This is a genomic window from Pseudomonas sp. 13B_2.1_Bac1 (assembly GCF_025466155.1).
Lineage (GTDB): Bacteria > Pseudomonadota > Gammaproteobacteria > Pseudomonadales > Pseudomonadaceae > Aquipseudomonas > Aquipseudomonas aylmerensis.
This window is the reverse complement of the sequence record NZ_JANLOH010000017.1, coordinates 51,836-74,598: the sequence shown is the minus strand read 5'-3', so window position 1 is coordinate 74,598 and position 22,763 is coordinate 51,836. Positions and strand designations below refer to the sequence as shown.

Below are 22,763 nucleotides of genomic sequence, written 5' to 3'. Positions count from 1 at the left end.
TGAAACCGCCATCAATGGTCAGGCTTGCCCCGGTGATGTAACCGGCCTCAGGCCCGGCGAGATACGCGACGAAACTCGCAATCTCTTCGACATGCCCGTAACGGCCCACGGCCATCAAGCCGATCAGGCTTTCGGCGAAGTCACTGTCTGCAGGGTTCATGTCGGTGTCCACCGGACCCGGCTGTACGTTATTGATGGTAATGCCCCGTGGCCCCAGGTCGCGCGCCAGACCTTTGGTCAGTCCCACCAGCGCCGCCTTGCTCATCGCGTACGGGCCACCGCCGCCAAACGGCATGCGCTCGGCATTGGTGCTGCCGATATTGATCACCCGGCCGCCTTCGCCCATGTGCCTGGCCGCTTCCTGGGTCGCGATAAATACACTGCGCACGTTGATCGCCAGGGTCTGGTCGAAATCTTCCAAGGTGAAATCTTCCAGCGGCGCGATGGCCAGTACGCCGGCGTTGTTCACCAGGATATCCAGGCGCCCGAAGGCTTCGACGGTGGCATTGACGGCGTTGCGAATCGCCGTGGCATCGGCGCTGTCGGCGTGAATCGCCAGGGCCTTGCCGCCCTCGCTGATTACGCTGTCCTGCAGGGCTTGCGCCTTGGCGGCCGAGCTGACGTAAGTAAAGGCGACCGCTGCGCCTTGTGCGGCCAGGCGCTTGACGATGGCGGCGCCGATGCCGCGAGAACCGCCCTGGATCAAGGCGACTTTGCCGGTGAGGTTTTGTGTGGTCATGTCGATCTCCGAGTAGTTGATGAGGCGAGTATCGACCTCACCCCGGCCACCCGGTAGACCGTGATTGCTATAGTCTGTGTAAACCAAAAGTTTTGAATGGGTTGATATGGAAAGCTTTGGCAGTATCGAATGCTTCGTGCGCAGCGCCGAGGGCGGCAGTTTTGCCGAGGCGGCGCGACACCTGAGCCTGACCCCGGCAGCGGTCGGCAAAAGCGTCGCCAAGCTGGAAGCGCGCCTCGGCGTGCGCCTGTTCCAGCGCAGCACCCGGCGCCTGACCCTGACCGAAGCCGGCAAACTGTTCCTCGAAGAAGTCAGCGCCAGCCTCACCACCATCCAGAATGCCGTGGCCAACCTGGCCAGCGCCGAAGGGCGGCCGGTGGGCACGCTCAAGGTCAGCATGGGCACGGTGTTCGGCAATCGGTATGTGGTGCCGTTGCTGGGAGAGTTCATGCGGCGCTTTCCGGACATCAGCCCGGACTGGCATTTCGATAACCGCCAGGTCGACCTGATCGGCCAAGGCTTTGATGCCGCGATCGGCGGTGGTTTCGAGTTGCCGCAAGGGGTCGTCGCCCGCAAACTGTCGCCGGCGCATCGGGTGCTGGTGGCCTCGCCGGATTACCTGGCGCGGCGCCCGCCGGTCCTTTCGCCTGAAGACCTGGCCCGCTGCAAGGGCATCCTGATCCGCTCGCCGCAAACCGGGCGCATACGTTCCTGGCAACTCACCAGTATCGGGCGCGAACAGCGCCCGTTGGTGCTCAAGCCCGGCATGACCATGAGCGACTCGGAAGCCGCCTGCTGCGCCAGCGCCCAGGGCCTCGGCATCGCGCTGGTGAGCATGCCGATGGCCGTGCCGTTCCTCGACAGCGGCGCGGTCGTGCGGGTGCTGCCCGACTGGTACGTCGATGACGGCACTATCTCGATCTACTACGCCGAACACAAACTGCTGCCGGGCAAGACCCGGGCATTTGTCGACTTCATCATCGAGCAGTTTGCCGAGCGCCAGCTGGGCCAGCGATTCAGCGCGATTTGACCCGCCCTTGAACCGCGGCGACGCCATCGCGGGCAAGCCCGGCTCCCACAACCGACCCCATTCCTATGTAGGAACTGGCTTGCCAGCGATATCCCCACCTCGGCCTACCGACCAAACCTGCCCGACCGACCCCATTCCAATGTGGGAGCTGGCTTGCCTGCGATATCCCCACCGCGGTCTACCGACCGAACCTGCCCGGCCGACCCCATTCCAATGTGGGAGCTGGCTTGCCTGCGATAGCCTCACCTCGGTCTACCGATCAAACCTGCCCGGCCGACCCCATTCCAATGTGGGAGCTGGCTTGCCTGCGATAGCCTCACCTCGGTCTACCGACCGAACCTGCCCGGCCGACCCCATTCCAGTGTGGGAGCTGGCTTGCCTGCGATAGCCTCACCTCGGTCTACCGATCAAACCTGCCCGGCCAGCCGATAACTTTCTTCGGCCGCGGCGTGGCATACGTACGAATCTTCGACGTCGACAAGCCCAGCCGCACCAAGGATTCGGCGATGGTCACCGCCGCCGTCACGCCATCCACCACCGGCACCCCGGTGCGCTGGCGAATCTGCTCATCCAGCCCGGCCATGCCGCCGCAGCCCAGGCAGATCACCTCGGCCTTGTCCTCGCTGATAGCCAACTCTGCCTGGCGCACAATGGCTTCCATGGCCGCCAGCGGGTTTTCTTCCAGCTCCAATACGGCCATGCCACTGGCGCGCACCGAGGCGCAGCGCTGGTACAGGCCGGCGAGTTTCAGGCGGTCCTCGATCAGCGGCACGGTCCGGTCCAGGGTGGTCACCACCGAATAGGCATGACCGAGAAACATCGCGGTGCTGGCGGCCGCTTCGGTGATGTCCACCACCGGCACGTTCAACAATTCCTGCAAGCCTTCACGGCCGTGTTCGCCGTAGCCGGCCTGGATCACCGCATCAAACGGCTGGTCGTAGGCCATCACGCGGTCCATCACGGCGATGGCGGCCAGGTAGCTTTCAAAGTTGCCCTCCACCGACTCCGCACCGAAGTACGGCGTGAGCCCGACAATCTCGGTGCCCGGTGCCGCCACAGCGCGTGCCTGTTGGGCAATGGTCTCGGTGATGGATTCGGTGGTGTTGACGTTGACCACGAGGATACGCATGGAAGGTCCTTGATTAATGACTGACGTTATCGACTGCAATGCTTTCGCCGCTGACATCGGCGTAGAACGCCTGGCGCTTGGCGATCAGCAGGTACAGCAACCCTGCAATACCGGCGCCAAACAGCCAGGAAAACGGCGAGACGCTGGCAAATCCCGGCAACAGCGCCAACAGGATGGCGATCACCGCTGCAGGAATGAACGCCGCGACCGCGCGCATATTCACTCCACGGCTGTAGTAATAAACGCCTTTCGGGTCTTCGCTATACAGCTGCGGCACGTCCACCTGGCTTTTACGGATCAACCAGTAATCGACCATGATCACCCCGTACAACGGCCCCAGCAGCGCGCCCAGGCCAGAGAGGAAATACACGATCACCAGCGGGCTGTTGTAGAGGTTCCACGGCAGGATCAGCACCGCCACCGTGGCGCTGATCAGCCCGGCGCGGCGGAAGTTCAGGTACTTGGGCGCCAGGTTGCTCAGCACAAAGGCCGGCGCGACAAAGTTGGCCATGATGTTCACCGCCACGGTGACGATCAGGAACGCCAGGCAACCGAGCACCAGGAAAAAGGTATTGGGAATGGCGGCGATGATTTCGGTCGGGCTTTCGATCACCCGACCATTGAGCTGGAACTGTCCGCCGCAGAGCAGCACGGTGATCGCCGCGAACACCAGAATATTCACCGGCAGGCCCCAGAAATTGCCGACCAGGATGGTCTTGCGGCACGGCGAGGAGCGGGCGAAGTCGCAGAAGTTGAGGATCAGCGTGCCGTAGATCGCCAGCCACAGCGCGCCACCGGCAAAGATATTGCGCCACATCTCGCCGCCGCTCAGCGGTTCACGGATCGACCAGGCAATGTTGCCGCCCGCCTGGAAGTACATCCAGCCGGCCAGCGAGGCCACGGTCAGCAGAATCACCGGCCCGGCGAAGCCTTCATAGCGCCGCACCATCTCCATGCCGTAGGCCAGGATCACCAGCTGTACCAGCCAGATCGCGACAAAACACGCCCAGCCAAGGGACGACAGGCCCAGGATCGAGTTGTGGTCATAGGCGGCGAAGCCTGGATGAATGGCGGTAAGCAACACGCGGAAAACGACCGAGGCCAGGTAGGTCTGGATACCGAACCAGGCGATCGCAATCACCGCGCGGATCAGTGCCGGGATCTGCGCGCCATGGATGCCGAAACTGATACGGCTGATCACGGGAAACGGCACGCCGGTCTTCTGCCCCATGTACCCCGACAGGTTCATGAAGAAATACACCAGCGCTGCGCCGATTCCCAGGGACAACAGGATCTGCCAGCCACCCAGGCCCAGGGCGTACAAGCCAATGGCGAACGAGTAGTTGGCGATGTTGTGCACATCGTTGGTCCACAGCGCAAAGATGCTGTAGCGGCCCCAGCGCCGGCCTTCGACCTTGGTGGGCGCCAGGTCCTTGTTGTGCAGGCGCGGGCTCAGTACCAGCGGGCCGGGACCTGTGGTCTCGGGGCTCAGGGAGGAGGGCAGATCCAGTGCGATATTATTGGAGAGACTAGTACGCATTCCGGCAGGCTCCAGCACGTCGGCAGGTAAGCCGCCGAAGGCAAAGTGTATGTAGGTTTTGTATTTATTGTATACAAAGCGTTTTTCACCTTAAGCCACATGCGTGCCAGTTTTCGTTCTATGAAAACGGCGGGTAATTTCGTTTTTGCAGGGTTGGTAAATAACTAGCTGAATCTAAAGCGATATAAATTGACCGTTCGAACAGCTATTTATTTTTACGCTGCCTGGGGTCGATTCAGGAGGGGAAGGGAAGGGCGTGTCGAGGTGTTACGTTATGGTGCGGGTTCAGAAAAATTGCACACATAAATGGCACCGATGGTTACATCTGTGTGTACATGATTGTTGGCATCAATGAACAAATGTAGGGCGGGCTTGCTACGGCGAGCCCGCTCCCAGATTTTTTAACCAAATCGGCCCTCAGGCCTTGCTGATGATGTTCCCGGCGTGCAGCCCGCATTCCTTCTGCGTGGCTTCCTCCCACCACCAGCGGCCTTCGCGCTCGTGCTGGTTCGGCAGCACCGGGCGGGTGCAGGGTTCGCAGCCGATGCTGATGAAGCCGCGTTCATGCAGGCTGTTGTAGGGCAGTTCGAGCATGCGGATGTAGCCCCAGACTTCTTCGCTGGTCATCTGCGCGAGCGGGTTGAACTTGTACAGGGTGCGTTCCGGGGTGGAAAACGCCGTATCGATTTCGAGTGCCGCCACCTGGCTGCGTGTGCCAGGGCTCTGGTCACGGCGCTGGCCGGTAGCCCAGGCGCTGACGCCCGAGAGCTTGCGGCGCAACGGCTCGATCTTGCGCACGCCGCAGCATTCGCCATGCCCGTCCTTGTAGAAGCTGAACAGGCCTTTCTCTTTGACGAAAGGTTCCAGTTTGCTCTGGTCCGGCGAGATCAGTTCGATATCGATCTTGTAGAAATCGCGCACCTGCTCGATGAACCGATAGGTCTCCGGGTGCAGGCGGCCGGTGTCGAGGCTGAACACCTTGACGTTCTTGTTGAGCTTCCAGGCCATGTCCACCAGCACCACGTCCTCGGCGCCGCTGAAGGAAATCCACAGGTCATCAGCGAACTGGCTGAAAGCCAGCTTGAGAATATCCTGGGCGGATTTGTTGGCGTAAGTCGCAGCGAGTTCAGCGACGTCGAAGGCTTGGTTCATCAGGACGGTTCCTACAGGTCAGTGGCGCTGAGCGCTCTATAGGGAAGTGATGGTATCAAAATCCGCCCTGCGTTGCGGCGGCGGGCTTGAATCGCTAGAGTTCGGCAGTCCTTTTTTGCTGGCTCAACTCAATAAAACCAATGGGAGCGTCTTGTGGAAATTGCCTGTCTTGACCTGGAAGGTGTGTTGGTTCCGGAAATCTGGATCGCCTTCGCCGAAAAAACCGGTATTGAATCTTTGCGGGCCACCACCCGGGACATTCCCGACTACGACGTGCTGATGAAGCAACGCCTGCGCATCCTCGACGAACACGGGCTGAAACTCGCCGACATCCAGGAAGTGATCGCCACCCTCAAGCCGCTGGACGGCGCCATTGAGTTCGTCAATTGGCTGCGCGAACGCTTCCAGGTGGTGATCCTGTCCGACACCTTCTACGAATTCTCGCAGCCGCTGATGCGTCAGCTGGGCTTCCCGACGCTGTTGTGCCACCGCCTCATCACCGACGAAAACGACCGCGTGGTCAGCTACCAACTGCGCCAGAAAGACCCCAAGCGCCAATCGGTGCTGGCGTTCAAGACGCTCTACTACCGCGTGATCGCCGCTGGCGATTCCTACAACGACACCAGCATGCTGGGCGAAGCCGACCGTGGGATTTTGTTCCATGCGCCGGAGAATGTGATTCGTGAGTTCCCGCAATTCCCGGCGGTGCATACGTTCGAGGATTTGAAGAAAGAGTTCATCAAGGCCTCGAATCGGCAGTTGAGCCTGTAACGACACGATCCCTGGCAAGCCGGCGCCTGCAGGTCATGTGTAATCCATGAAGGCGCCGGCTTGCCGGCGCAAGATTCTAGGCCCCGGCCAGCAGCCGCTCATAAGGAATGCACAGGCCTTCATGCAAGCGCTTGATCATCGAAAGGCTCAACTTGCGCTTGTGATTCAGCACTTCGGAGACTCGTCCGCTCGTCCCAATGAAGGGCTCAAGATCACGGGCGGTCATGCCCAGTTGCTCCATGCGAAATTTGATCGCTTCCACCGGGTCCGAAGGCGGCATTGGAAAATGCTCCGCCTCATATTTTTCGATGAGTATGGCGAGGATCTCCAGCTCGTCACCCTCAGGTGAGCCTATTGCTGCTCCCCAGATCTGTTCCACGCGGGCAAGCGCAGCGGTCAGGTCCTCCTGGGAATGTATCGGTTTGATGTTCATCACACGGTCTCCGCGTTGATCTGGTCGTAGTGCGAGTGAGTCCCTACGAAACGTATGAACCCAAGCTGTCGCTGATAATCGATCGCCATGATCACTCGATATTTGTTGCCCCCCACGTTGAACACCACCCTGCCTCCCTTGAGAATGCTCGCGGTCCGAAGCTCGGCCTTGAGCGCTTGTGGCGTTGGGTAAACGGCCTTTTCCATATGACGATACAACTCGATCAGCGGCGTTTTGGCGTCTGCCTGGGCGGGATGGCTTTCCCAGAATATTCGTAAGGTAGAGAGGGCGATTATCCGCATCGCTGTAACCTCCCAATTTGGGAGATCATAGGTGCAGGTGGGCAGAGATGCAATCGCGGAAATGATTTCTGACGAGCTGGCAGTCGCTTCATGTGATCCTTCACAGTGGGCTGGTGGGTGGTTGACGCTATCCGCCCGCCCATGCGCCGTCCACAACGGCTCTGATTCAGGTTTTTGCCAGGGTGGCCAGGAGGCCGGAAAGACGGCCCTACAGGTTTTCCAAAGTGTGTAACAACACCCGTACCTTGGTCAGCGACTCTTGATATTCGGCCTCCCACTGCGAATCCGCGACGATCCCGCCGCCGCCCCAGCAGCACACCTGCCCGTCCTTGACCAGCAAACTGCGGATGGCGATGGAGCTGTCCATCTCGCCGCGCACGTCCAGGTACACCAGGGAGCCGCAGTACAAGCCGCGTCGGGTCGGTTCCAGCTCGTCGATGATCTGCATTGCGCGAATCTTCGGGGCGCCGGTGATTGAGCCGCCGGGGAAGCTGCCGGCGATCAGGTCGAGGGCATCCTTGGTGTCGGCCAATTCGCCGGTCACACTGCTCACCAGGTGGTGCACGTTGGGGTAGCTTTCCAGGCTGAACAGTTCCGGGACATGCACCGAGCCGGTACGGCAGGTGCGACCGAGGTCGTTGCGCAACAGGTCGACGATCATCAGGTTCTCCGCGCGATCCTTGGGGCTGGCCAGCAGTTCGGCGGCGTTGGCCGCGTCTTCCTCTGGCGTGAGGCCCCGGGGGCGGGTGCCCTTGATCGGACGGGTTTCGACGCGGCGTTCGCTGATGTGCACGAAACGCTCCGGCGACAGGCTGAGTAGCGCGCCGTCATCCGGCAGGCTCTGGAACCCTGAGAATGGCGTGGGGCAGGCTTCGCGCAACGCGCAGTAAGCCGCCCAGGGATCGCCGCTGCACGGCGCGCGGAAACGCTGGGCGAAGTTGACCTGGTAGCAGTCGCCGGCCTGGATATAGTCCTGGATGCGCACGATGGCTTGGCGATAAGCCTCGGCGCTGAGGTCCGGTGCCATTGGCCCCTGGAGTTTGAAGGTCGCGGCGGTGTCGACAACGCCCTGGCTGAACAGCGCCGTCAGCCGTTGGCGCTCGCTGTCGGCCAGCGAGGGATGAAACACCAGTTGGCTGGTCTGCTTCAGGTGATCACTGATCAGTGCCCAGGCGTACAGCCCAAAGCGGGCGTCCGGCAGGTGCAAATCGTCCACGGCCAACTGCGGCATGTGTTCCAGGTGCCGGCCAAAGTCGTAACTCAGGTAGCCAATCAGGCCTCCGGCAAACGGCAGCTCCAGACCCTGGGGGATCGCCGCCTCACCCAGCTGTGTCAGGTTTTCGCGTAGACGCTGCAGGAAATCGCTGCCGCTTTCGTCAGGTTGTACCGTCAACGTCGCCAGTGGCCACGCGCTGAGCACGTCGTAACGACCGCGCTCGGCTGAGGGGCGGCCGCTGTCGAGCATCACCGCGCCAGGGGCATGGCGGATCGCCGCAAAATACTCGGCGGGGTTGGCCCGGTAGGGCACTGGGTGTACGGAGCAGGTCGACATGCGGGGTGGATCAGCCGTTGGCTTGGGGGGAGGGGATTGTAGTCTTCTGTAGGATCTCGTCCTAGGGGGGATGTCGGGGATAGTTAGATCGAGGACCTATCCTGAGCGCTTCATTGCTACCCAGGCTGCTATCGCCGGCAAGCCGGCGATGACGCCCTCAGCCTTCCACCAGCGGTATATGCCCGAACATCTCCTGCACAAACTTCACTCGCTCCTCGGCGGTTTCCGTCACGCCGGCGGCTTTGAGTGTTTCCAGTCGCGCCTCGACCGCGTGGGTGCGCAGGGTCAGGCCGCAGTCGTTGGCGATCTGGATATTCAGCCCCGGCCGCGCGTTCAGTTCCAGAATCAGCGGGCCTTTCTCCTGGTCCAGCACCATGTCCACGCCGATATAACCCAGCCCGCACAGCTCATAGCAGCCGGCCGCGAGCTTCATGAAACCGTCCCAGTTGGGCAGTTGCACGCCATCCACCGCGTTGGTGGTGTCGGGGTGTTTGGTGATGATGTTGTTCAGCCAGGTGCCGCGCAGGGTCAGGCCGGTGGCCAGGTCGACACCCACACCGATCGCGCCCTGGTGCAGGTTGGCCTTGCCGCCGGACTGGCGGGTCGGCAGGCGCAGCATGGCCATTACCGGGTAGCCCATCAGCACGATGATGCGGATATCCGGCACGCCTTCGTAGCTGATGCTCTTGAAGATCTGGTCGGGCACCACGCGGTATTCGATCAGCGCACGGTCGCGGTGGCCGCCCAGGGAGTACAGGCCGGTGAGGATGCTGGAAATCTGGTGCTCGATCTCTTCATGACTGATGATCTTGCCCGACACCGTGCGGTAGCGCCCCTCAAAACGGTCCGCCACCACCAGGATGCCGTCGCCGCCGGCGCCCTGCGCCGGCTTGATCACGAAGTCGCTGCGCCCGCCGATGATCTCGTCGAGCTTGTCGATTTCCTTCTCGGTGGAAATCACCCCGTACATTTCCGGCACGTGGATGCCGGCAGCCATGGCCCGTTCCTTGGTGATGATCTTGTCATCCACGATCGGGTACAGGCTGCGCTTGTTGTACTTGAGCACGTAGTCGGCATTTCGCCGGTTGATGCCCATGATCCCGCGCGCTTCGAGGGCCTTCCAGGTCTTCCAGAAGCCGAACATTACGAGTCAGCCTTCAGGAAAGCCTTGAAGCGCACCAGTTCGGTCAGGCGGTAGCCGCGATAACGCCCCATGGCCAGCATGAAGCCCACCAGGATCAGCAGGATCGCCGGGAAGGTGAACACGAAGTAGACCAGCTCCGGCACGCTCATGATCAGGTGCGCCAGGGAGGCGGCGAACAGCGTGCCGATCGCGACTTTCAGTGCATGGTTGGCGCCGCGTTCTTCCCAGGTGATCGACAGGCGTTCGATGGTCATGGTCAGGATCACCATCGGGAACAGCGCCACCGACAGCCCGCGCTCGAGCCCCAGCTTGTGGCTGAACAGGCTGATGGCAGCGATCAGCACCACCACGAAGGTCAGCACCACCGAGAGCCTCGGCAGCATCTGCAGCTTCAAGTGTTCCAGGTAGGAACGCAGGGACAGCCCCAGCGCGGTAATGATGGTGAACAGCACAATCCCGAAGCCCAACTGCGTCTCGCGGAACGCCAGGGCGATCAGCACCGGCGTGAACGTGCCGAGGGTCTGCAGGCCGATCAGGTTGCGCAGGATCAGGATCACCAGCACACCGATCGGGATCATCACCATGATCATGAAGGTCTGCTGGGTTTGCAGCGGCAAGCCGTACAGCGAGTACTCGAGGAAGTTGGCGTCGGTGTTCTCGTCGGTCAGCTTGGCCAGGCGAATCGCGTTCATCTCGCTGTTGTTCAGGCTGAAGGTGACCATGGCTTTCTTGCCGCCATCCACGGTGATCAGGTTTTCATCGCCAGTCCACCACAGCAGGCGGTCGGCGGGCAGGCCTTGCTCGCCGGTTTCCGGGTTGAAGTACAGCCAGTCATTGCCGTTGAAGCTGCGCAGCCACAGTTCCGGGGCTTGCGGCTGGTCGGCCACCAGGCGAATGGTGTGGACTTTTTCCACCGGCACATGGGCGATGGACAGCAGCAACTCGACGATCTTGGCCTTGTGCGGCGTCGACGGGTCGCCCGCCAGCAGCAGCTTGACGTTGTCGTCGTTGAGGTTGTTGGTGCGCTTGATGGCTTCGCTGATAAAGGTCTCGACGTCGGCCGAGTGCTGGCGAATCGGCGCCAGCAGGGCTTCGGCGGCGATTTTTTCCGGGCCTTCCACGGCAATGCTGTCGCGGAAGGTCGGGCCCTTGACCTTGACCTTTTCGCCGCTGTAGCGCTTGGTCAATACCAGGCGATAGTAGAGGGTCTGGTTGCCCTTGGCCCGACGCGCCGACCAGGTGACCTTGCGGTTGCCGTCGATGCGATTGACGCTCACCCCATAGTTATTGGAGATGAAGCTTTCATTGAGGCTGACGAAGTCGCGGCTCAGCGGCGGCACGAACATCTGGATCTTCACCGGGTCCTTGGGGTTGGCGACGAACTCGACCTTGGCGTCGATATTCCACAAGTCGTCAGTGGCGTCCTCGGTAACGGGAATCCCCAGCACGAAGATCTGGTAGGCGGTGACCGAAATACCCAGCACCACCAGGATGGTGATGAGGATTTTCAGGTGCAGGGTCAGAGAGCGCATTCGGTTTACTCGGCGGTATGAGCGTCGGCGGCGCAGGCGGGTTTGCCTGCTGCATATTTAAGACTGGGGTCGACCAGCGCATCAAAGCGTTTCAACGCTTCGGAGCCGATCAGCAGCGGGTATTGGAAGGCGCTGCGGTCAGTCAAGTTCACTTCGATGCTGCGTAAAGCGGTGCCCATGCAGATGTCGAGGGCAATCACCGGGCGGGCAGTGTAGTTCTTGTCCTCATCGGGGTCGTAGTCACCGGCGCGGCGCTTGATCTTGCTGACGCGGGCCAGGGGACGTTCGATGGGATGGGAGTGGGCGGTGTCGATCGCCAGGTAGAAGCGCACCCAGGATTCGCCGTTGCGCTTGAAGCGCTTGATGTCACGGGCGCTGAGGGACGCGGTCTTGGCGCCCGTGTCCAGCTTGGCCGCGACTTCCAGGTCGATGCCGGCCAATTGGGCGTATTCGTTGAGGCCATACACGGTCTTCTCGGCGGCAATGCCAAGACCGGGGACGAACAGTAGGCAAAACAGGGGGAAGGGCTTGAGTCTCATAGATCCTGAGGCGGTGCAGTGCGATGTTCCATTCATGGCGACTGGCATTGCTGCTCAATCTCTGGTGCGCCGTTTCATCAAGCGATGTCAGGCAAATGCGGCGGGCATTCTAACATGATGCTTTTTTGGCGCCAGCGCTGGCAGCCGGCCATGCCCCGTGCGGGCGCATCAAGGGTTATTAGACGATTGTCGACAATGTGGATTTATTCTTTGACTAAGCAAGCCTGATTAGCTAGTTTTTGCGGCATTGCTTTTGAAGGTGTCGACAATATGCTGGGTCAGCCAGAAGCTCCGATAACCGCGTCGGACGAATCCCAAACGATGTCGGAGAACGTCTTTCGCCGTATCCAGGCCGCCATCGTCAAGGGTGAGATCGCCCCCGGCAGCAAGATCTCCGAGCCGGAACTGGCCCGCACTTACGGCATCAGCCGTGGCCCGTTGCGCGAGGCGATCCACCGCCTAGAAGGCCAGCGCCTGCTGGTGCGCGTGCCCCACGTGGGCGCCCGGGTCGTGTCGTTGAGCCATGCCGAGCTGATCGAACTGTATGAAATCCGCGAGTCGCTGGAGGGCATGGCGTGTCGCCTGGCCGCCGAGCGCATGACCGACGCGGAAATCGAGGAGTTGCGCCAGGTGCTGCACACCCATGAGCGCGACGAAGCATTCCAGGCCGGCCTCGGCTACTACCAGCAGGAAGGCGACTTCGATTTTCATTACCGCATAATTCAAGGCGCCGGTAATCGCACCCTGACCCAAATGCTCTGCGGCGAGCTGTACCAATTGGTGCGCATGTACCGCATCCAGTTTTCCGCCACCCCCAATCGTCCACGGCAGGCCTTCGCCGAGCACCATCGCATCCTGGATGCGATTGCCGACCGCGATGGCGAACTGGCCGAATTGTTGATGCGCCGGCACATCGGCGCTTCCAAACGCAACATTGCCCGTCACTTCCCCGACGGCGCCCCCCTGAAGAGGTGAGTCATGAGTTCTAACAACAAAAGCACTCCAGGCCAGCGTTTCCGTGACGCGGTCGCCAGCGAGCAGCCGCTGCAGGTGGTCGGCGCGATCAACGCCAACCACGCGCTGCTGGCCAAGCGCGCCGGTTTCAAGGCGATCTACCTGTCGGGTGGCGGGGTGGCTGCCGGTTCCCTGGGCGTGCCGGACCTGGGCATCACCGGCCTGGACGACGTACTCACCGACGTGCGCCGCATCACCGACGTGTGCGACCTGCCGCTGCTGGTGGATGTGGACACCGGCTTCGGCTCCTCGGCGTTCAACGTGGCGCGCACCGTCAAGTCGATGATCAAGTTCGGCGCCGCCGCTATCCATATCGAAGACCAGGTGGGCGCCAAGCGCTGCGGTCATCGTCCTAATAAAGAAATCGTGTCGCAGCAGGAAATGGTCGACCGCATCAAGGCCGCCGTGGATGCGCGCACCGATGACAGCTTCGTGATCATGGCGCGCACCGACGCGCTGGCCGTCGAAGGCCTGGAATCGGCCCTGGAGCGTGCCGCCGCGTGCATCGAGGCCGGCGCCGACATGGTGTTTCCGGAAGCCATCACCGAGTTGGACATGTACAAGCTGTTCGCCTCCCGCGTGAAAGCCCCGATCCTGGCCAACATCACCGAGTTCGGTGCGACCCCGCTGTACACCGTCGAACAGTTGAAATCTGCCGATGTTTCCATCGTGCTGTACCCGCTCTCGGCTTTCCGCGCCATGAACAAGGCCGCCGAGAATGTCTACACCGCGATCCGTCGCGACGGCACCCAACAGAACGTGATCGACACCATGCAAACCCGCATGGAGCTTTACGATCGCATCGACTACCACACCTTCGAGCAGAAGCTCGACGCACTGTTTGCCGCGAAAAAGTAATGCCTGCCAACCCTGCAGGAGCCGCAAGCCGGCTCCTGCAGGGTCGAGGTTGACGAACGCCTCCCGAATAAATTCAAGATTGGAGAACAGACATGGCTGAAGCAAAAGTACTGAGTGGCGCTGGCCTGCGTGGCCAGGTGGCCGGGCAGACCGCACTGTCGACCGTGGGCCAGGCGGGTGCCGGCCTGACCTATCGCGGCTACGACGTGCGCGAACTGGCGGCCGATGCGCAGTTTGAAGAAGTTGCCTACCTGCTGCTGTACGGCGAGTTGCCGACCAAAGCCGAGCTGGCCGCCTACAGCGCCAAGCTGGGCAAGCTGCGCGACCTGCCGCAAGCGTTGAAAGAAGTGCTGGAGCGCATCCCCGCTGACGCACACCCGATGGACGTGATGCGCACTGGTTGCTCGTTCCTGGGCAATATCGAACCCGAAAAAGACTTCAGCGTGCAGCGCGACGTGACCGACCGCCTGCTCGCCGCGTTCCCGGCGATCATGTGCTACTGGTACCGCTTCAGCCACGACGGCAAGCGCATCGACTGCGTGACCGACGAGTCGACCATTGGCGGCCACTTCCTGCACCTGCTGCACGGCAAGAAGCCGAGCGAGCTGCACGTGAAAGTCATGAACGTGTCGCTGATCCTCTACGCCGAGCACGAGTTCAACGCCTCGACCTTCACCGCCCGCGTGTGTGCCTCGACCCTGTCCGACCTGTATTCCTGCGTCACCGCCGCCATCGGCTCGCTGCGTGGCCCGCTGCACGGCGGCGCCAACGAAGCGGCGATGGAAATGATCGAGCGCTTCGGTTCGGCCGAGGAAGCTGTCGAGGGCACCCTTGGCATGCTGGCGCGCAAGGACAAGATCATGGGCTTTGGCCACGCGATCTACAAAGACAGCGACCCGCGTAATGAAGTGATCAAGGGCTGGTCGAAAAAACTCGCCGACGAAGTAGGCGACAAGGTGTTGTTCCCGGTGTCCGAAGCCATCGACAAGACCATGTGGGAGCAGAAAAAGCTGTTCCCGAATGCCGACTTCTACCATGCCTCGGCGTACCACTTCATGGGCATCCCGACCAAGCTGTTCACGCCGATCTTCGTGTGCTCGCGCCTCACTGGCTGGGCCGCGCACGTGTTCGAACAGCGCGCCAACAACCGCATCATCCGTCCAAGCGCCGAGTACATCGGCGTCGAGCAGCGCAAGTTCGTGCCAATCGAACGTCGCTGAGTGAGGCAACCGGCGATCCGGGAATGGGTATGAGGTCAAAGTGGGAGGGGGCTTGCCCCTCCCACATTTTGATCACATTCCAATTCTGGATCTGCTTCGGTTCTTCTTTTGTAACTACCGTGACCGAGTCCTGACGATGAACACTGAATTTCGCAAACCGCTCCCCGGCAGTCGCCTGGATTTCTACGACGCCCGCGCGGCCGTCGATGCAATCAGCCCCGGTGCCTACGCCACCTTGCCCTACACCTCCCGCGTGCTTGCGGAGAACCTGGTACGCCGTTGCGACCCGGCGACTCTCAACGCCTCCCTGAGCCAATTGATCGAGCGCAAGCGCGACCTCGATTTCCCATGGTTTCCGGCGCGTGTGGTGTGCCATGACATCCTCGGCCAGACCGCGCTGGTGGACCTCGCCGGCCTGCGCGATGCCATCGCCCTGCAAGGTGGCGACCCGGCCCAGGTCAACCCGGTGGTGCCGACTCAACTGATCGTCGATCACTCCCTGGCGGTCGAAGCCGGTGGTTTTGACCCGGACGCCTTCGAGAAAAACCGCGCCATTGAAGACCGACGCAACGAAGACCGTTTCCACTTTATCGAGTGGACCAAAAAGGCCTTCAAGAACGTCGACGTGATCCCGCCGGGCAACGGCATCATGCACCAGATCAACCTGGAGAAAATGTCCCCGGTGATCCAGGTGCGCGACGGCGTGGCCTTCCCCGACACTTGCGTCGGCACCGACAGCCATACCCCGCACGTGGATGCCCTCGGCGTGATCGCCATCGGCGTCGGCGGCCTGGAAGCCGAGAGCGTGATGCTCGGTCGCGCGTCGTGGATGCGCCTGCCGGAAATCATCGGTGTAGAGCTGACCGGCAAGCTGCTGCCGGGCATCACCGCCACCGACATGGTGCTGGCGTTGACCGAGTTCCTGCGTCAACAGAAAGTCGTCGGTGCGTGGCTGGAATTTTTCGGCGAAGGTGCCTCGAAGTTGACCCTGGGCGATCGCGCGACTATCTCCAATATGGCGCCGGAATACGGCGCCACCGCGGCTATGTTCTATATCGATCAGCAAACCATCGCCTACCTGAAACTCACTGGCCGCGAAGACGAGCAAGTCACCCTGGTCGAGCAATACGCTCGCCACACCGGCTTGTGGGGCGATGACCTCAAGGGCGCGCAATACGAGCGCGGCCTGACCTTCGACCTGTCCAGCGTCGTGCGCAATATGGCCGGCCCGAGCAACCCGCACGCCCGCGTCGCTACCCGCGACCTGGCCGCCAAAGGCATTTCCGGCCAATGGGATGAAGTGCCGGGGCAAATGCCCGACGGCGCGGTGATCATCGCCGCCATCACCAGTTGCACCAACACCAGCAACCCGCGCAACGTGATCGCTGCCGGCCTGCTGGCGCGCAACGCCAACAAGCTCGGCTTGACGCGCAAACCGTGGGTCAAGTCGTCGCTGGCCCCCGGCTCGAAAACCGTGGCCATGTACCTGGAAGAAGCCGGCCTGGGCCATGAGCTGGAAAAGCTTGGCTTCGGCGTGGTCGCCTTCGCCTGCACCACCTGCAACGGCATGTCCGGTGCACTCGATCCGGTGATCCAGCAGGAAATCATCGACCGCGACCTGTACGCCACCGCCGTGCTGTCGGGCAATCGCAACTTCGACGGGCGCATCCACCCGTACGCCAAGCAAGCGTTCCTGGCTTCACCGCCGCTGGTGGTGGCTTACGCGATTGCCGGCACCATCCGTTTCGACATCGAAAAGGATGTGTTGGGCTTGGACGCCGAGGGCAAGGAAATCCGCTTGCAGGACATCTGGCCAAGCGATGAAGAAATCGACGCCGTGGTCAAGGCCTCGGTCAAGCCGGAGCAGTTCCGCGCCGTGTACATCCCGATGTTCGCCATCCACGAAGACACCGGCCCCAAAGTGGCGCCGCTGTACGAGTGGCGCCCGCAGAGCACCTATATCCGCCGTCCGCCGTATTGGGAAGGCGCCCTGGCCGGCGCCCGTCCGCTCAAGGGCATGCGTCCGCTGGCGGTGCTACCGGACAACATCACCACCGATCACCTGTCGCCGTCCAACGCGATCATGCTCGACAGCGCCGCCGGCGAATACCTGGCGAAGATGGGCCTGCCGGAAGTCGACTTCAACTCGTACGCGACGCACCGTGGCGACCACCTGACCGCGCAACGTGCGACGTTCGCCAACCCGAAACTGTTCAATGAAATGGTGCAGGAGAACGGCAAGGTCAAGCAGGGTTCGCTGGCGCGTATCGAACCGGAAGGCCAGGTCACGCGGATGTGGGAAGCCATCGAAACCTACATGGAACGCAAGCAACCGCTGATCATCATTGCCGGCGCCGACTACGGCCAGGGCTCGTCCCGCGACTGGGCGGCCAAGGGCGTGCGCCTGGCCGGTGTGGAAGCGATTGCCGCCGAAGGCTTCGAGCGTATCCACCGCACCAACCTGGTGGGCATGGGCGTGTTGCCGCTGGAGTTCCTGCCGGGCACCGACCGCCACACCCTGCAGATCGACGGCAGCGAAACCTATGACGTGGTCGGTGAGCGCACCCCGCGTGCGCGGCTGACCCTGGTGATCAACCGCAAGAATGGCGAACGTGTCGAAGTGCCGGTGACCTGCCGCCTGGACACCGCCGAAGAAGTGTCGATCTACGAGGCGGGCGGCGTGTTGCAACGTTTTGCCCAGGACTTCCTGGAGTCGGCGGCGACCGCCTGAAGAGGATAACCATGGCACACGCAGCGCAAATCAAGATCCCCGCCACCTACATGCGTGGCGGCACCAGCAAGGGCGTGTTTTTCAGCCTCACGGACCTGCCCGAAGCGGCGCAGGTGCCGGGCGCCGCACGCGATGCCTTGCTGTTACGGGTCATCGGCAGCCCCGACCCTTATGACAAACAGATCGATGGCATGGGCGGCGCCACGTCGAGCACCAGCAAGAGCGTGATCCTCGCCAAAAGCACCCGCGCCGATCACGACGTGGACTACCTGTTTGGCCAGGTCTCCATCGACAAGCCGTTTGTCGACTGGAGCGGCAACTGCGGCAACCTGTCGGCGGCAGTCGGCTCGTTCGCCATCAGCGCCGGGTTGGTCGACCCGGCGCGCGTGCCCCACAACGGCGTGGCCGTGGTGCGGGTGTGGCAGGCCAATATCGGCAAGACCATCATCGCCCACGTGCCGATCACTGACGGCGCGGTGCAGGAGACCGGCGATTTCGAGCTGGATGGCGTGACCTTTCCGGCTGCCGAAGTGCAGCTGGAGTTCATTGACCCAGCGGCGGAAGAAGAGGGCGGTGGTGGCTCGATGTTCCCTACCGGCAACCTGGTCGACGACCTCGAAGTTACGGGTATCGGCACCTTCAAGGCGACATTAATCAACGCCGGCATCCCGACGATTTTCATCAATGCCGAAGACCTCGGCTACACCGGCACCGAGCTGCAGGGCGCGATCAACAGCGACCCCAAGGCGCTGGCGATGTTCGAAACCGTGCGCGCCCATGGCGCGTTGCGCATGGGCCTGATCAAGCATCTGGACGAAGCCGCCCAGCGTCAACACACGCCGAAGGTCGCGTTTGTGGCTAAACCTGCTGATTACGTGGCGTCCAGCGGCAAGGCGATCAAGGCCGGCGATGTGGATTTGCTGGTGCGCGCACTGTCCATGGGCAAGCTGCACCACGCGATGATGGGCACCGCCGCGGTGGCGATCGGCACGGCGGCAGCGATTTCCGGCACGCTGGTTGACCTCGCTGCAGGCGGCATCGAGCGTAATGCCGTGCGCTTCGGGCATCCGTCCGGCACCTTGCGCGTCGGCGCGGAAGCGACCCAGGTGAACGGTGAGTGGGTCGTGAAAAAAGCCATCATGAGCCGCAGTGCGCGGGTATTGATGGAAGGCTGGGTGCGCATTCCCGGCGACGCTTTCTAACATCCACACCGCTCCCTTGTGGGAGCGGGCTTGCCCGCGATGACGGCGTGTCAAGCCACACTTGTCTGAACTGACAAACCGCTATCGCCGGCCAGCCAGCGCCTGCAAAGGGGGCGAGGATTTGCGTAGGACCAAGGCAGGCAATCAGACCTGCCATGACACATCAACCTGACCCTGAGGATGGAACAACCCCTAACTTTTGGAGAACTGCCATGAGCGCCAACGTCGACCAGAACAACCGCCCCGACTACGACCAGGTGTTGCAGGACATCGCCGACTACGTCCTCGATTACCGGATCGATTCCGAGGCGGCACTGGACACCGCCCGCAACTGCCTGATGGACACCCTCGGTTGCGGGCTGCTGGCCCTGCGTTTCCCCGAGTGCACCAAGCACCTCGGGCCGATGGTCGAGGGCACGGTGGTGCCGTTCGGCGCGCGCGTGCCGGGCACGTCGTTTCGCCTCGACCCGGTCAAGGCGGCCTGGGACATCGGTTGCATCGTGCGCTGGCTCGACTACAACGACACCTGGCTCGCCGCCGAGTGGGGCCACCCGTCGGATAACCTCGGCGGCATCCTGGCCGTGGCCGATCACCTCTCGCAAAAACGCGTGGCCAATGGCGATGCGCCGCTGACCGTGCGCGCGGTGCTGGAAGCGATGATCATGGCGCATGAGATCCAGGGCGTGATTGCCCTGGAAAACTCCTTCAATCGCGTCGGCCTTGACCATGTGCTGTTGGTGAAAGTCGCCTCGACGGCCGTCACCGCCAAGCTGATGGGCGCCAATCGCGAACAACTGCTGGCGGCGCTGTCTCACGCCTTTGTCGATGGCCAGGCCTTGCGCACCTACCGCCATGCGCCGAACGCCGGCTCGCGCAAATCCTGGGCGGCGGGGGACGCGTCGAGCCGTGGCGTACGCCTGGCGGACATCGCCCTGCGCGGTGAGATGGGCATACCCGGTGTGCTGAGTGCGCCGCAGTGGGGGTTCTACGATGTGCTGTTCAGCCACACCAACAAGGACCTGGCCCTCAAGCCCGAAGACAAGCGCGCGTTCAGCCTGTCCCAGCCGTATGGCACCTATGTGATGGAGAACGTGCTGTTCAAAATCAGCTTCCCCGCCGAGTTCCACGCGCAAACCGCCTGCGAGGCGGCGGTGACCTTGCACCCGCAGGTCAAGGAGCGCCTGCACCAGATCGAACGCATCGTGATCACCACTCATGAGTCGGCGATTCGCATCATTTCCAAAGTCGGCCCACTGGCCAACGCCGCCGACCGTGACCACTGCCTGCAATACATGACCGCCGTGCCGTTGGCGTTCGGCAACCTGGTGGCCGAGCAGTACGAAGATGAATTCCACGCGGCGCACCCGATCATCGATGAGCTGCGCGACAAGATGGTCATCGTCGAAGACCCACGCTACAGCCGCGAATACCTGGAAGCCGACAAGCGCTCGATCGCCAACGCGGTGCAGGTGTTTTTCAAGGACGGCTCCAGCACCGAGCAGGTCGCGGTGGAATACCCGATCGGTCATCGTCGGCGTCGGGTGGACGGCATCCCGTTGCTGGAGGACAAGTTCAAGGCCAACCTGGCCACACGCTTCACCGCGCAGCGCAGCGCCGAGATTTTTGCCTTGTGCAAAGACCAGTCACGGCTTGAAGCCACACCGGTAAACCGGTTTGTCGATTTGTTCGTGATCTAGTCAGCGTGTCGGGCCCGGCTTGTGTGGGAGCCGGGCTTGCCCGCGATGGCATCACCTCGATATCCCTGGGGGACCGAGGTGAATTCATCGCAGGCAAGCCAGCTCCCACAGGGGTCGGTGTCGTGCAGACGGGCTTGCAGGCCACCGGTAAACCGGTTTGTCGATTTGTCGTGATCTAAAAAGCACCATCGATCCAGTGTGGGAGCCGGGCTTGCCCGCGATAGCATCGCCTCGATACCCCTGGGGTACCGAGGTGAATGCATCGCAGGCAAGCCAGCTCCCACAGGGGGTCGGTGTCGTGCAGACGGGCTTGCAGGCCACCGGTAAACCGGTTTGTCGATTTGTTCGTGATCCAGGCAGCCCCATCGATCCAATGTGGGAGCCGGGCTTGCCCGCGATGGCATCGCCTCGATACCCCTGGGGGACCGAGGTGAATGCATCGCAGGCAAGCCAGCTCCCACAAGTGGTCGGTGTCGTGCAGACGGGCTTGCAGGCATGCCGGTAAACCGGTTTGTCGATTTGTTCGTGATCCGGGCAGCATGTCGGAGCCGGCTTGTGTGGGAGCCGGGCTTGCCCGCGATGGCATCGCCTCGATATCCCTGGGGGACCGAGGTGAATGCATCGCAGGCAAGCCAGCTCCCACAGGTGGTCGGTGTCGTGCAGACGGTCTTGCAGGCACACCGGTAAACCGGTTTGTCGATTTGTCGTGATCCAGGCAGCACCATCGATCCAATGTGGGAGCGGGCTTGCTCGCGAATGCGGTGGACCAGTCAGCTCATGTGTCGCTGACACACCGCATTCGCGAGCAAGCCCGCTCCCACATTTGGAGTTACGTTCGTCTCTACGCTTACATGCTGCCTTCCACATCGTCCAGGCTGAACGTCTCGGTGTGGTCGTCATAGGAGAAGATCTCCGCATAGCGCCCCCACGCCACTACGCTTTCCAGGGTTTTTTCGACGAATGCTTCGGTCATCGAGTCTTCCAGCTCCTGCTCGAAGCGCACCCGTGGCGCCCGGTGGCCGCTGCGCTCGAGTAAGACTTGATGAATGCGCGCGGCCAATGGCACGTGCCGGATGAGATGCTCGGCGAACAAGGTCTTGCGTTCCTGGGTGCCGTAGTCGGCGAACAGCTTGCCGGCGTCGGTCAGGGTGATGTCGGCGCCCTTGAGTTCGGCGAAACCTAAATGCTCCAGCATCTCCGCCACCGGGAACAGGTCGTCGACTTCAAGCAAGCGCCGTTCGGCCACGGTGGGCAGGCCGGCGTGGCCGTTGTAGGGTTCGGCGGCCAGGGTTTCGATCAGGCCGGCCATCAGGTTGGTGGAAACTTCCGGCAGCAGGCTGCCCATTTTCAATTCGGGAAGGCCGCGGCTGGCATCGGCGCTGCGCCGGTCGGTCATCAGGGCGTAGATGTCGTCGACCATTTGCCGGAAGGTCGGGTCCAGCCGGTTGCGCGGGTGCGCGAACGGCACCTTGATTTCGGCGACCACCCGGCCGGGGTTGGACGATAGCACCAGGATGCGGTCGCACATCAGCACCGCCTCTTCGATGTTGTGCGTCACGATCAGGATCGACTTGATCGGCAACTGCTTGCCGCTCCACAAATCCAGCAAATCGGTGCGGAGGGTTTCGGCGGTGAGTACGTCCAGGGCCGAGAACGGTTCGTCCATCAACAACAGCGTCGGGTTGACCACCAGCCCGCGCGCAAACCCCACACGCTGGCGCATGCCACCGGACAACTCGCGCGGGTAGGCGTTTTCAAACCCGTCCAGGCCGATCAGGTCGATGGCCGCCAGGGCACGCCGGCGGGTTTCCTTGCGCTCGACTTGCAAGGCTTGCAGGCCGGCTTCGACGTTTTCCAGCACGGTCAGCCAGGGAAACAGCGCAAAGGTCTGGAACACCATGGCCACACCCTCGGCCGGGCCGTTCAGCGGCGCGCCGTTGTAGAGCACTTCGCCCGAGGACGGCTGGATCAGGCCGGCGATGATGCGCAGCAAGGTGGATTTGCCGGAGCCTGAGCGACCCAGCATGCCGACAATCTCGCCTTCGTGCAGGCTCAGGTCCACACCGCTGAGGACCTGCAGTTCATCCTTGCCTTTGCCGAACACCCGGTTCACGTTTTTCAGCGAATAGATTTCCGGAGTGTCGGCGGTGTGTACGGTGTCGGTAGTCATCGCAGCGA

Annotated in this window: 19 protein-coding genes; 8 read left to right on the top strand and 11 right to left on the bottom strand. The window is 62.1% G+C overall.

Translation table 11 applies throughout. The annotated features are described in order from the left end of the window. A partial coding sequence (locus tag NTD80_RS04090; protein ID WP_262132245.1) for a 3-oxoacyl-ACP reductase family protein occupies positions 1-739 on the bottom strand: 739 nt, incomplete at its 3' end. A 106-nt stretch (positions 740-845) separates the two neighbouring features. Between NTD80_RS04090 and NTD80_RS04085 the strand changes: the two genes are divergently transcribed. Next, entirely contained in the window at positions 846-1,769 is a 924-nt protein-coding gene (locus NTD80_RS04085) for a LysR family transcriptional regulator (RefSeq protein WP_106802927.1), read from the top strand. Positions 1,770-2,169: 400 nt separating this feature from the next. Here the strand turns inward: NTD80_RS04085 and NTD80_RS04080 are convergent, their stop codons facing one another. The 3 genes from NTD80_RS04080 to NTD80_RS04070 form a co-directional block, all read right to left on the bottom strand. Beyond that, on the bottom strand, positions 2,170-2,898 hold the full coding sequence (locus NTD80_RS04080) for an aspartate/glutamate racemase family protein (RefSeq protein ID WP_120449489.1): 729 nt from the start codon (positions 2,896-2,898) through the stop codon (positions 2,170-2,172). Positions 2,899-2,911: 13 nt separating this feature from the next. Continuing rightward, positions 2,912-4,438, bottom strand: coding sequence for an NCS1 family nucleobase:cation symporter-1 (locus tag NTD80_RS04075; protein WP_065909477.1), 1,527 nt, complete (start codon positions 4,436-4,438; stop codon positions 2,912-2,914). 417 nt (positions 4,439-4,855) lie between these two features. Further along, on the bottom strand, positions 4,856-5,590 hold the full coding sequence (locus NTD80_RS04070) for a phosphoadenylyl-sulfate reductase (protein ID WP_065909478.1): 735 nt from the start codon (positions 5,588-5,590) through the stop codon (positions 4,856-4,858). A 153-nt stretch (positions 5,591-5,743) separates the two neighbouring features. On the opposite strand from NTD80_RS04070, the gene thrH reads away from it, so the two are divergent. Continuing rightward, complete coding sequence (gene thrH / locus NTD80_RS04065; RefSeq protein ID WP_106802930.1) at positions 5,744-6,361, top strand: bifunctional phosphoserine phosphatase/homoserine phosphotransferase ThrH; 618 nt, start codon at positions 5,744-5,746, stop codon at positions 6,359-6,361. A 76-nt stretch (positions 6,362-6,437) separates the two neighbouring features. Here the strand turns inward: thrH and NTD80_RS04060 are convergent, their stop codons facing one another. The 6 genes from NTD80_RS04060 to NTD80_RS04035 all read right to left on the bottom strand — a co-directional run bounded on the left by NTD80_RS04060 (position 6,438) and on the right by NTD80_RS04035 (position 11,863). Further along, positions 6,438-6,794, bottom strand: a complete 357-nt coding sequence (locus NTD80_RS04060; RefSeq protein WP_262132244.1) for a type II toxin-antitoxin system HigA family antitoxin — start codon at positions 6,792-6,794, stop codon at positions 6,438-6,440. Continuing rightward, positions 6,794-7,096 carry a type II toxin-antitoxin system HigB family toxin gene (locus NTD80_RS04055; protein ID WP_065909487.1) on the bottom strand — a complete coding sequence of 101 codons (303 nt, stop codon included), beginning with the start codon at positions 7,094-7,096 and terminating at the stop codon, positions 6,794-6,796. The genes NTD80_RS04060 and NTD80_RS04055 overlap by 1 nt, the downstream gene beginning before the upstream one ends. A gap of 208 nt (positions 7,097-7,304) precedes the next feature. Beyond that, the gene (pabB, locus tag NTD80_RS04050; protein ID WP_262132243.1) at positions 7,305-8,648 is read right to left on the bottom strand and encodes an aminodeoxychorismate synthase component I; all 1,344 of its coding nucleotides are present in this window, start codon (positions 8,646-8,648) and stop codon (positions 7,305-7,307) included. Positions 8,649-8,805: 157 nt separating this feature from the next. Continuing rightward, entirely contained in the window at positions 8,806-9,792 is a 987-nt protein-coding gene (locus tag NTD80_RS04045; RefSeq protein WP_106802933.1) for an alpha-L-glutamate ligase-like protein, read from the bottom strand. After that, positions 9,792-11,324: an inactive transglutaminase family protein gene (locus NTD80_RS04040; protein WP_065909494.1), complete on the bottom strand. Its 1,533-nt coding sequence runs from the start codon at positions 11,322-11,324 to the stop codon at positions 9,792-9,794. Before NTD80_RS04040 ends, NTD80_RS04045 begins: the two co-directional genes overlap by 1 nt. Positions 11,325-11,329: 5 nt before the next feature. Beyond that, the gene (locus tag NTD80_RS04035) at positions 11,330-11,863 is read right to left on the bottom strand and encodes an ATP-dependent zinc protease (protein ID WP_065909496.1); all 534 of its coding nucleotides are present in this window, start codon (positions 11,861-11,863) and stop codon (positions 11,330-11,332) included. A gap of 270 nt (positions 11,864-12,133) precedes the next feature. Here NTD80_RS04035 and NTD80_RS04030 point away from each other — a divergent pair, with 270 nt between their 5' ends. The 6 genes from NTD80_RS04030 to prpD all read left to right on the top strand — a co-directional run bounded on the left by NTD80_RS04030 (position 12,134) and on the right by prpD (position 20,585). Then, positions 12,134-12,838: a GntR family transcriptional regulator gene (locus NTD80_RS04030; protein WP_262132242.1), complete on the top strand. Its 705-nt coding sequence runs from the start codon at positions 12,134-12,136 to the stop codon at positions 12,836-12,838. A 3-nt stretch (positions 12,839-12,841) separates the two neighbouring features. Continuing rightward, positions 12,842-13,735, top strand: a complete 894-nt coding sequence (prpB, locus tag NTD80_RS04025; protein ID WP_065909500.1) for a methylisocitrate lyase — start codon at positions 12,842-12,844, stop codon at positions 13,733-13,735. Positions 13,736-13,827: 92 nt separating this feature from the next. Then, positions 13,828-14,955, top strand: coding sequence for a 2-methylcitrate synthase (gene prpC, locus NTD80_RS04020; RefSeq protein ID WP_262132239.1), 1,128 nt, complete (start codon positions 13,828-13,830; stop codon positions 14,953-14,955). 136 nt (positions 14,956-15,091) lie between these two features. Then, positions 15,092-17,686, top strand: coding sequence for a Fe/S-dependent 2-methylisocitrate dehydratase AcnD (acnD, locus tag NTD80_RS04015; protein ID WP_120449476.1), 2,595 nt, complete (start codon positions 15,092-15,094; stop codon positions 17,684-17,686). 11 nt (positions 17,687-17,697) lie between these two features. After that, a complete protein-coding gene (prpF, locus tag NTD80_RS04010; RefSeq protein WP_262132237.1) occupies positions 17,698-18,888 on the top strand; it encodes a 2-methylaconitate cis-trans isomerase PrpF in 1,191 nt (396 codons plus the stop codon). A 212-nt stretch (positions 18,889-19,100) separates the two neighbouring features. Then, positions 19,101-20,585, top strand: coding sequence for a 2-methylcitrate dehydratase (gene prpD / locus NTD80_RS04005; RefSeq protein ID WP_262132235.1), 1,485 nt, complete (start codon positions 19,101-19,103; stop codon positions 20,583-20,585). An 847-nt stretch (positions 20,586-21,432) separates the two neighbouring features. On the opposite strand, the gene NTD80_RS04000 is transcribed toward prpD, so the two are convergent. Further along, positions 21,433-22,755 (bottom strand): AAA-associated domain-containing protein, encoded by a 1,323-nt coding sequence (locus NTD80_RS04000; protein WP_106805608.1) that lies wholly within the window; start codon positions 22,753-22,755, stop codon positions 21,433-21,435. Positions 22,756-22,763: the final 8 nt, after the last annotated feature.

Coding starts and splice junctions, on each gene's coding strand:
- NTD80_RS04085 (WP_106802927.1), top strand. CDS start 846: ATGGAAAGCTTTGGCAGTATCGAATGCTTCGTGCGCAGCGCCGAGGGC.
- NTD80_RS04080 (WP_120449489.1), bottom strand. CDS start 2,898: ATGCGTATCCTCGTGGTCAACGTCAACACCACCGAATCCATCACCGAG.
- NTD80_RS04075 (WP_065909477.1), bottom strand. CDS start 4,438: ATGCGTACTAGTCTCTCCAATAATATCGCACTGGATCTGCCCTCCTCC.
- NTD80_RS04070 (WP_065909478.1), bottom strand. CDS start 5,590: ATGAACCAAGCCTTCGACGTCGCTGAACTCGCTGCGACTTACGCCAAC.
- NTD80_RS04060 (WP_262132244.1), bottom strand. CDS start 6,794: ATGAACATCAAACCGATACATTCCCAGGAGGACCTGACCGCTGCGCTT.
- NTD80_RS04055 (WP_065909487.1), bottom strand. CDS start 7,096: ATGCGGATAATCGCCCTCTCTACCTTACGAATATTCTGGGAAAGCCAT.
- pabB (WP_262132243.1), bottom strand. CDS start 8,648: ATGTCGACCTGCTCCGTACACCCAGTGCCCTACCGGGCCAACCCCGCC.
- NTD80_RS04045 (WP_106802933.1), bottom strand. CDS start 9,792: ATGTTCGGCTTCTGGAAGACCTGGAAGGCCCTCGAAGCGCGCGGGATC.
- NTD80_RS04040 (WP_065909494.1), bottom strand. CDS start 11,324: ATGCGCTCTCTGACCCTGCACCTGAAAATCCTCATCACCATCCTGGTG.
- NTD80_RS04035 (WP_065909496.1), bottom strand. CDS start 11,863: ATGAGACTCAAGCCCTTCCCCCTGTTTTGCCTACTGTTCGTCCCCGGT.
- NTD80_RS04030 (WP_262132242.1), top strand. CDS start 12,134: ATGCTGGGTCAGCCAGAAGCTCCGATAACCGCGTCGGACGAATCCCAA.
- prpB (WP_065909500.1), top strand. CDS start 12,842: ATGAGTTCTAACAACAAAAGCACTCCAGGCCAGCGTTTCCGTGACGCG.
- prpC (WP_262132239.1), top strand. CDS start 13,828: ATGGCTGAAGCAAAAGTACTGAGTGGCGCTGGCCTGCGTGGCCAGGTG.
- acnD (WP_120449476.1), top strand. CDS start 15,092: ATGAACACTGAATTTCGCAAACCGCTCCCCGGCAGTCGCCTGGATTTC.
- prpF (WP_262132237.1), top strand. CDS start 17,698: ATGGCACACGCAGCGCAAATCAAGATCCCCGCCACCTACATGCGTGGC.
- prpD (WP_262132235.1), top strand. CDS start 19,101: ATGAGCGCCAACGTCGACCAGAACAACCGCCCCGACTACGACCAGGTG.
- NTD80_RS04000 (WP_106805608.1), bottom strand. CDS start 22,755: ATGACTACCGACACCGTACACACCGCCGACACTCCGGAAATCTATTCG.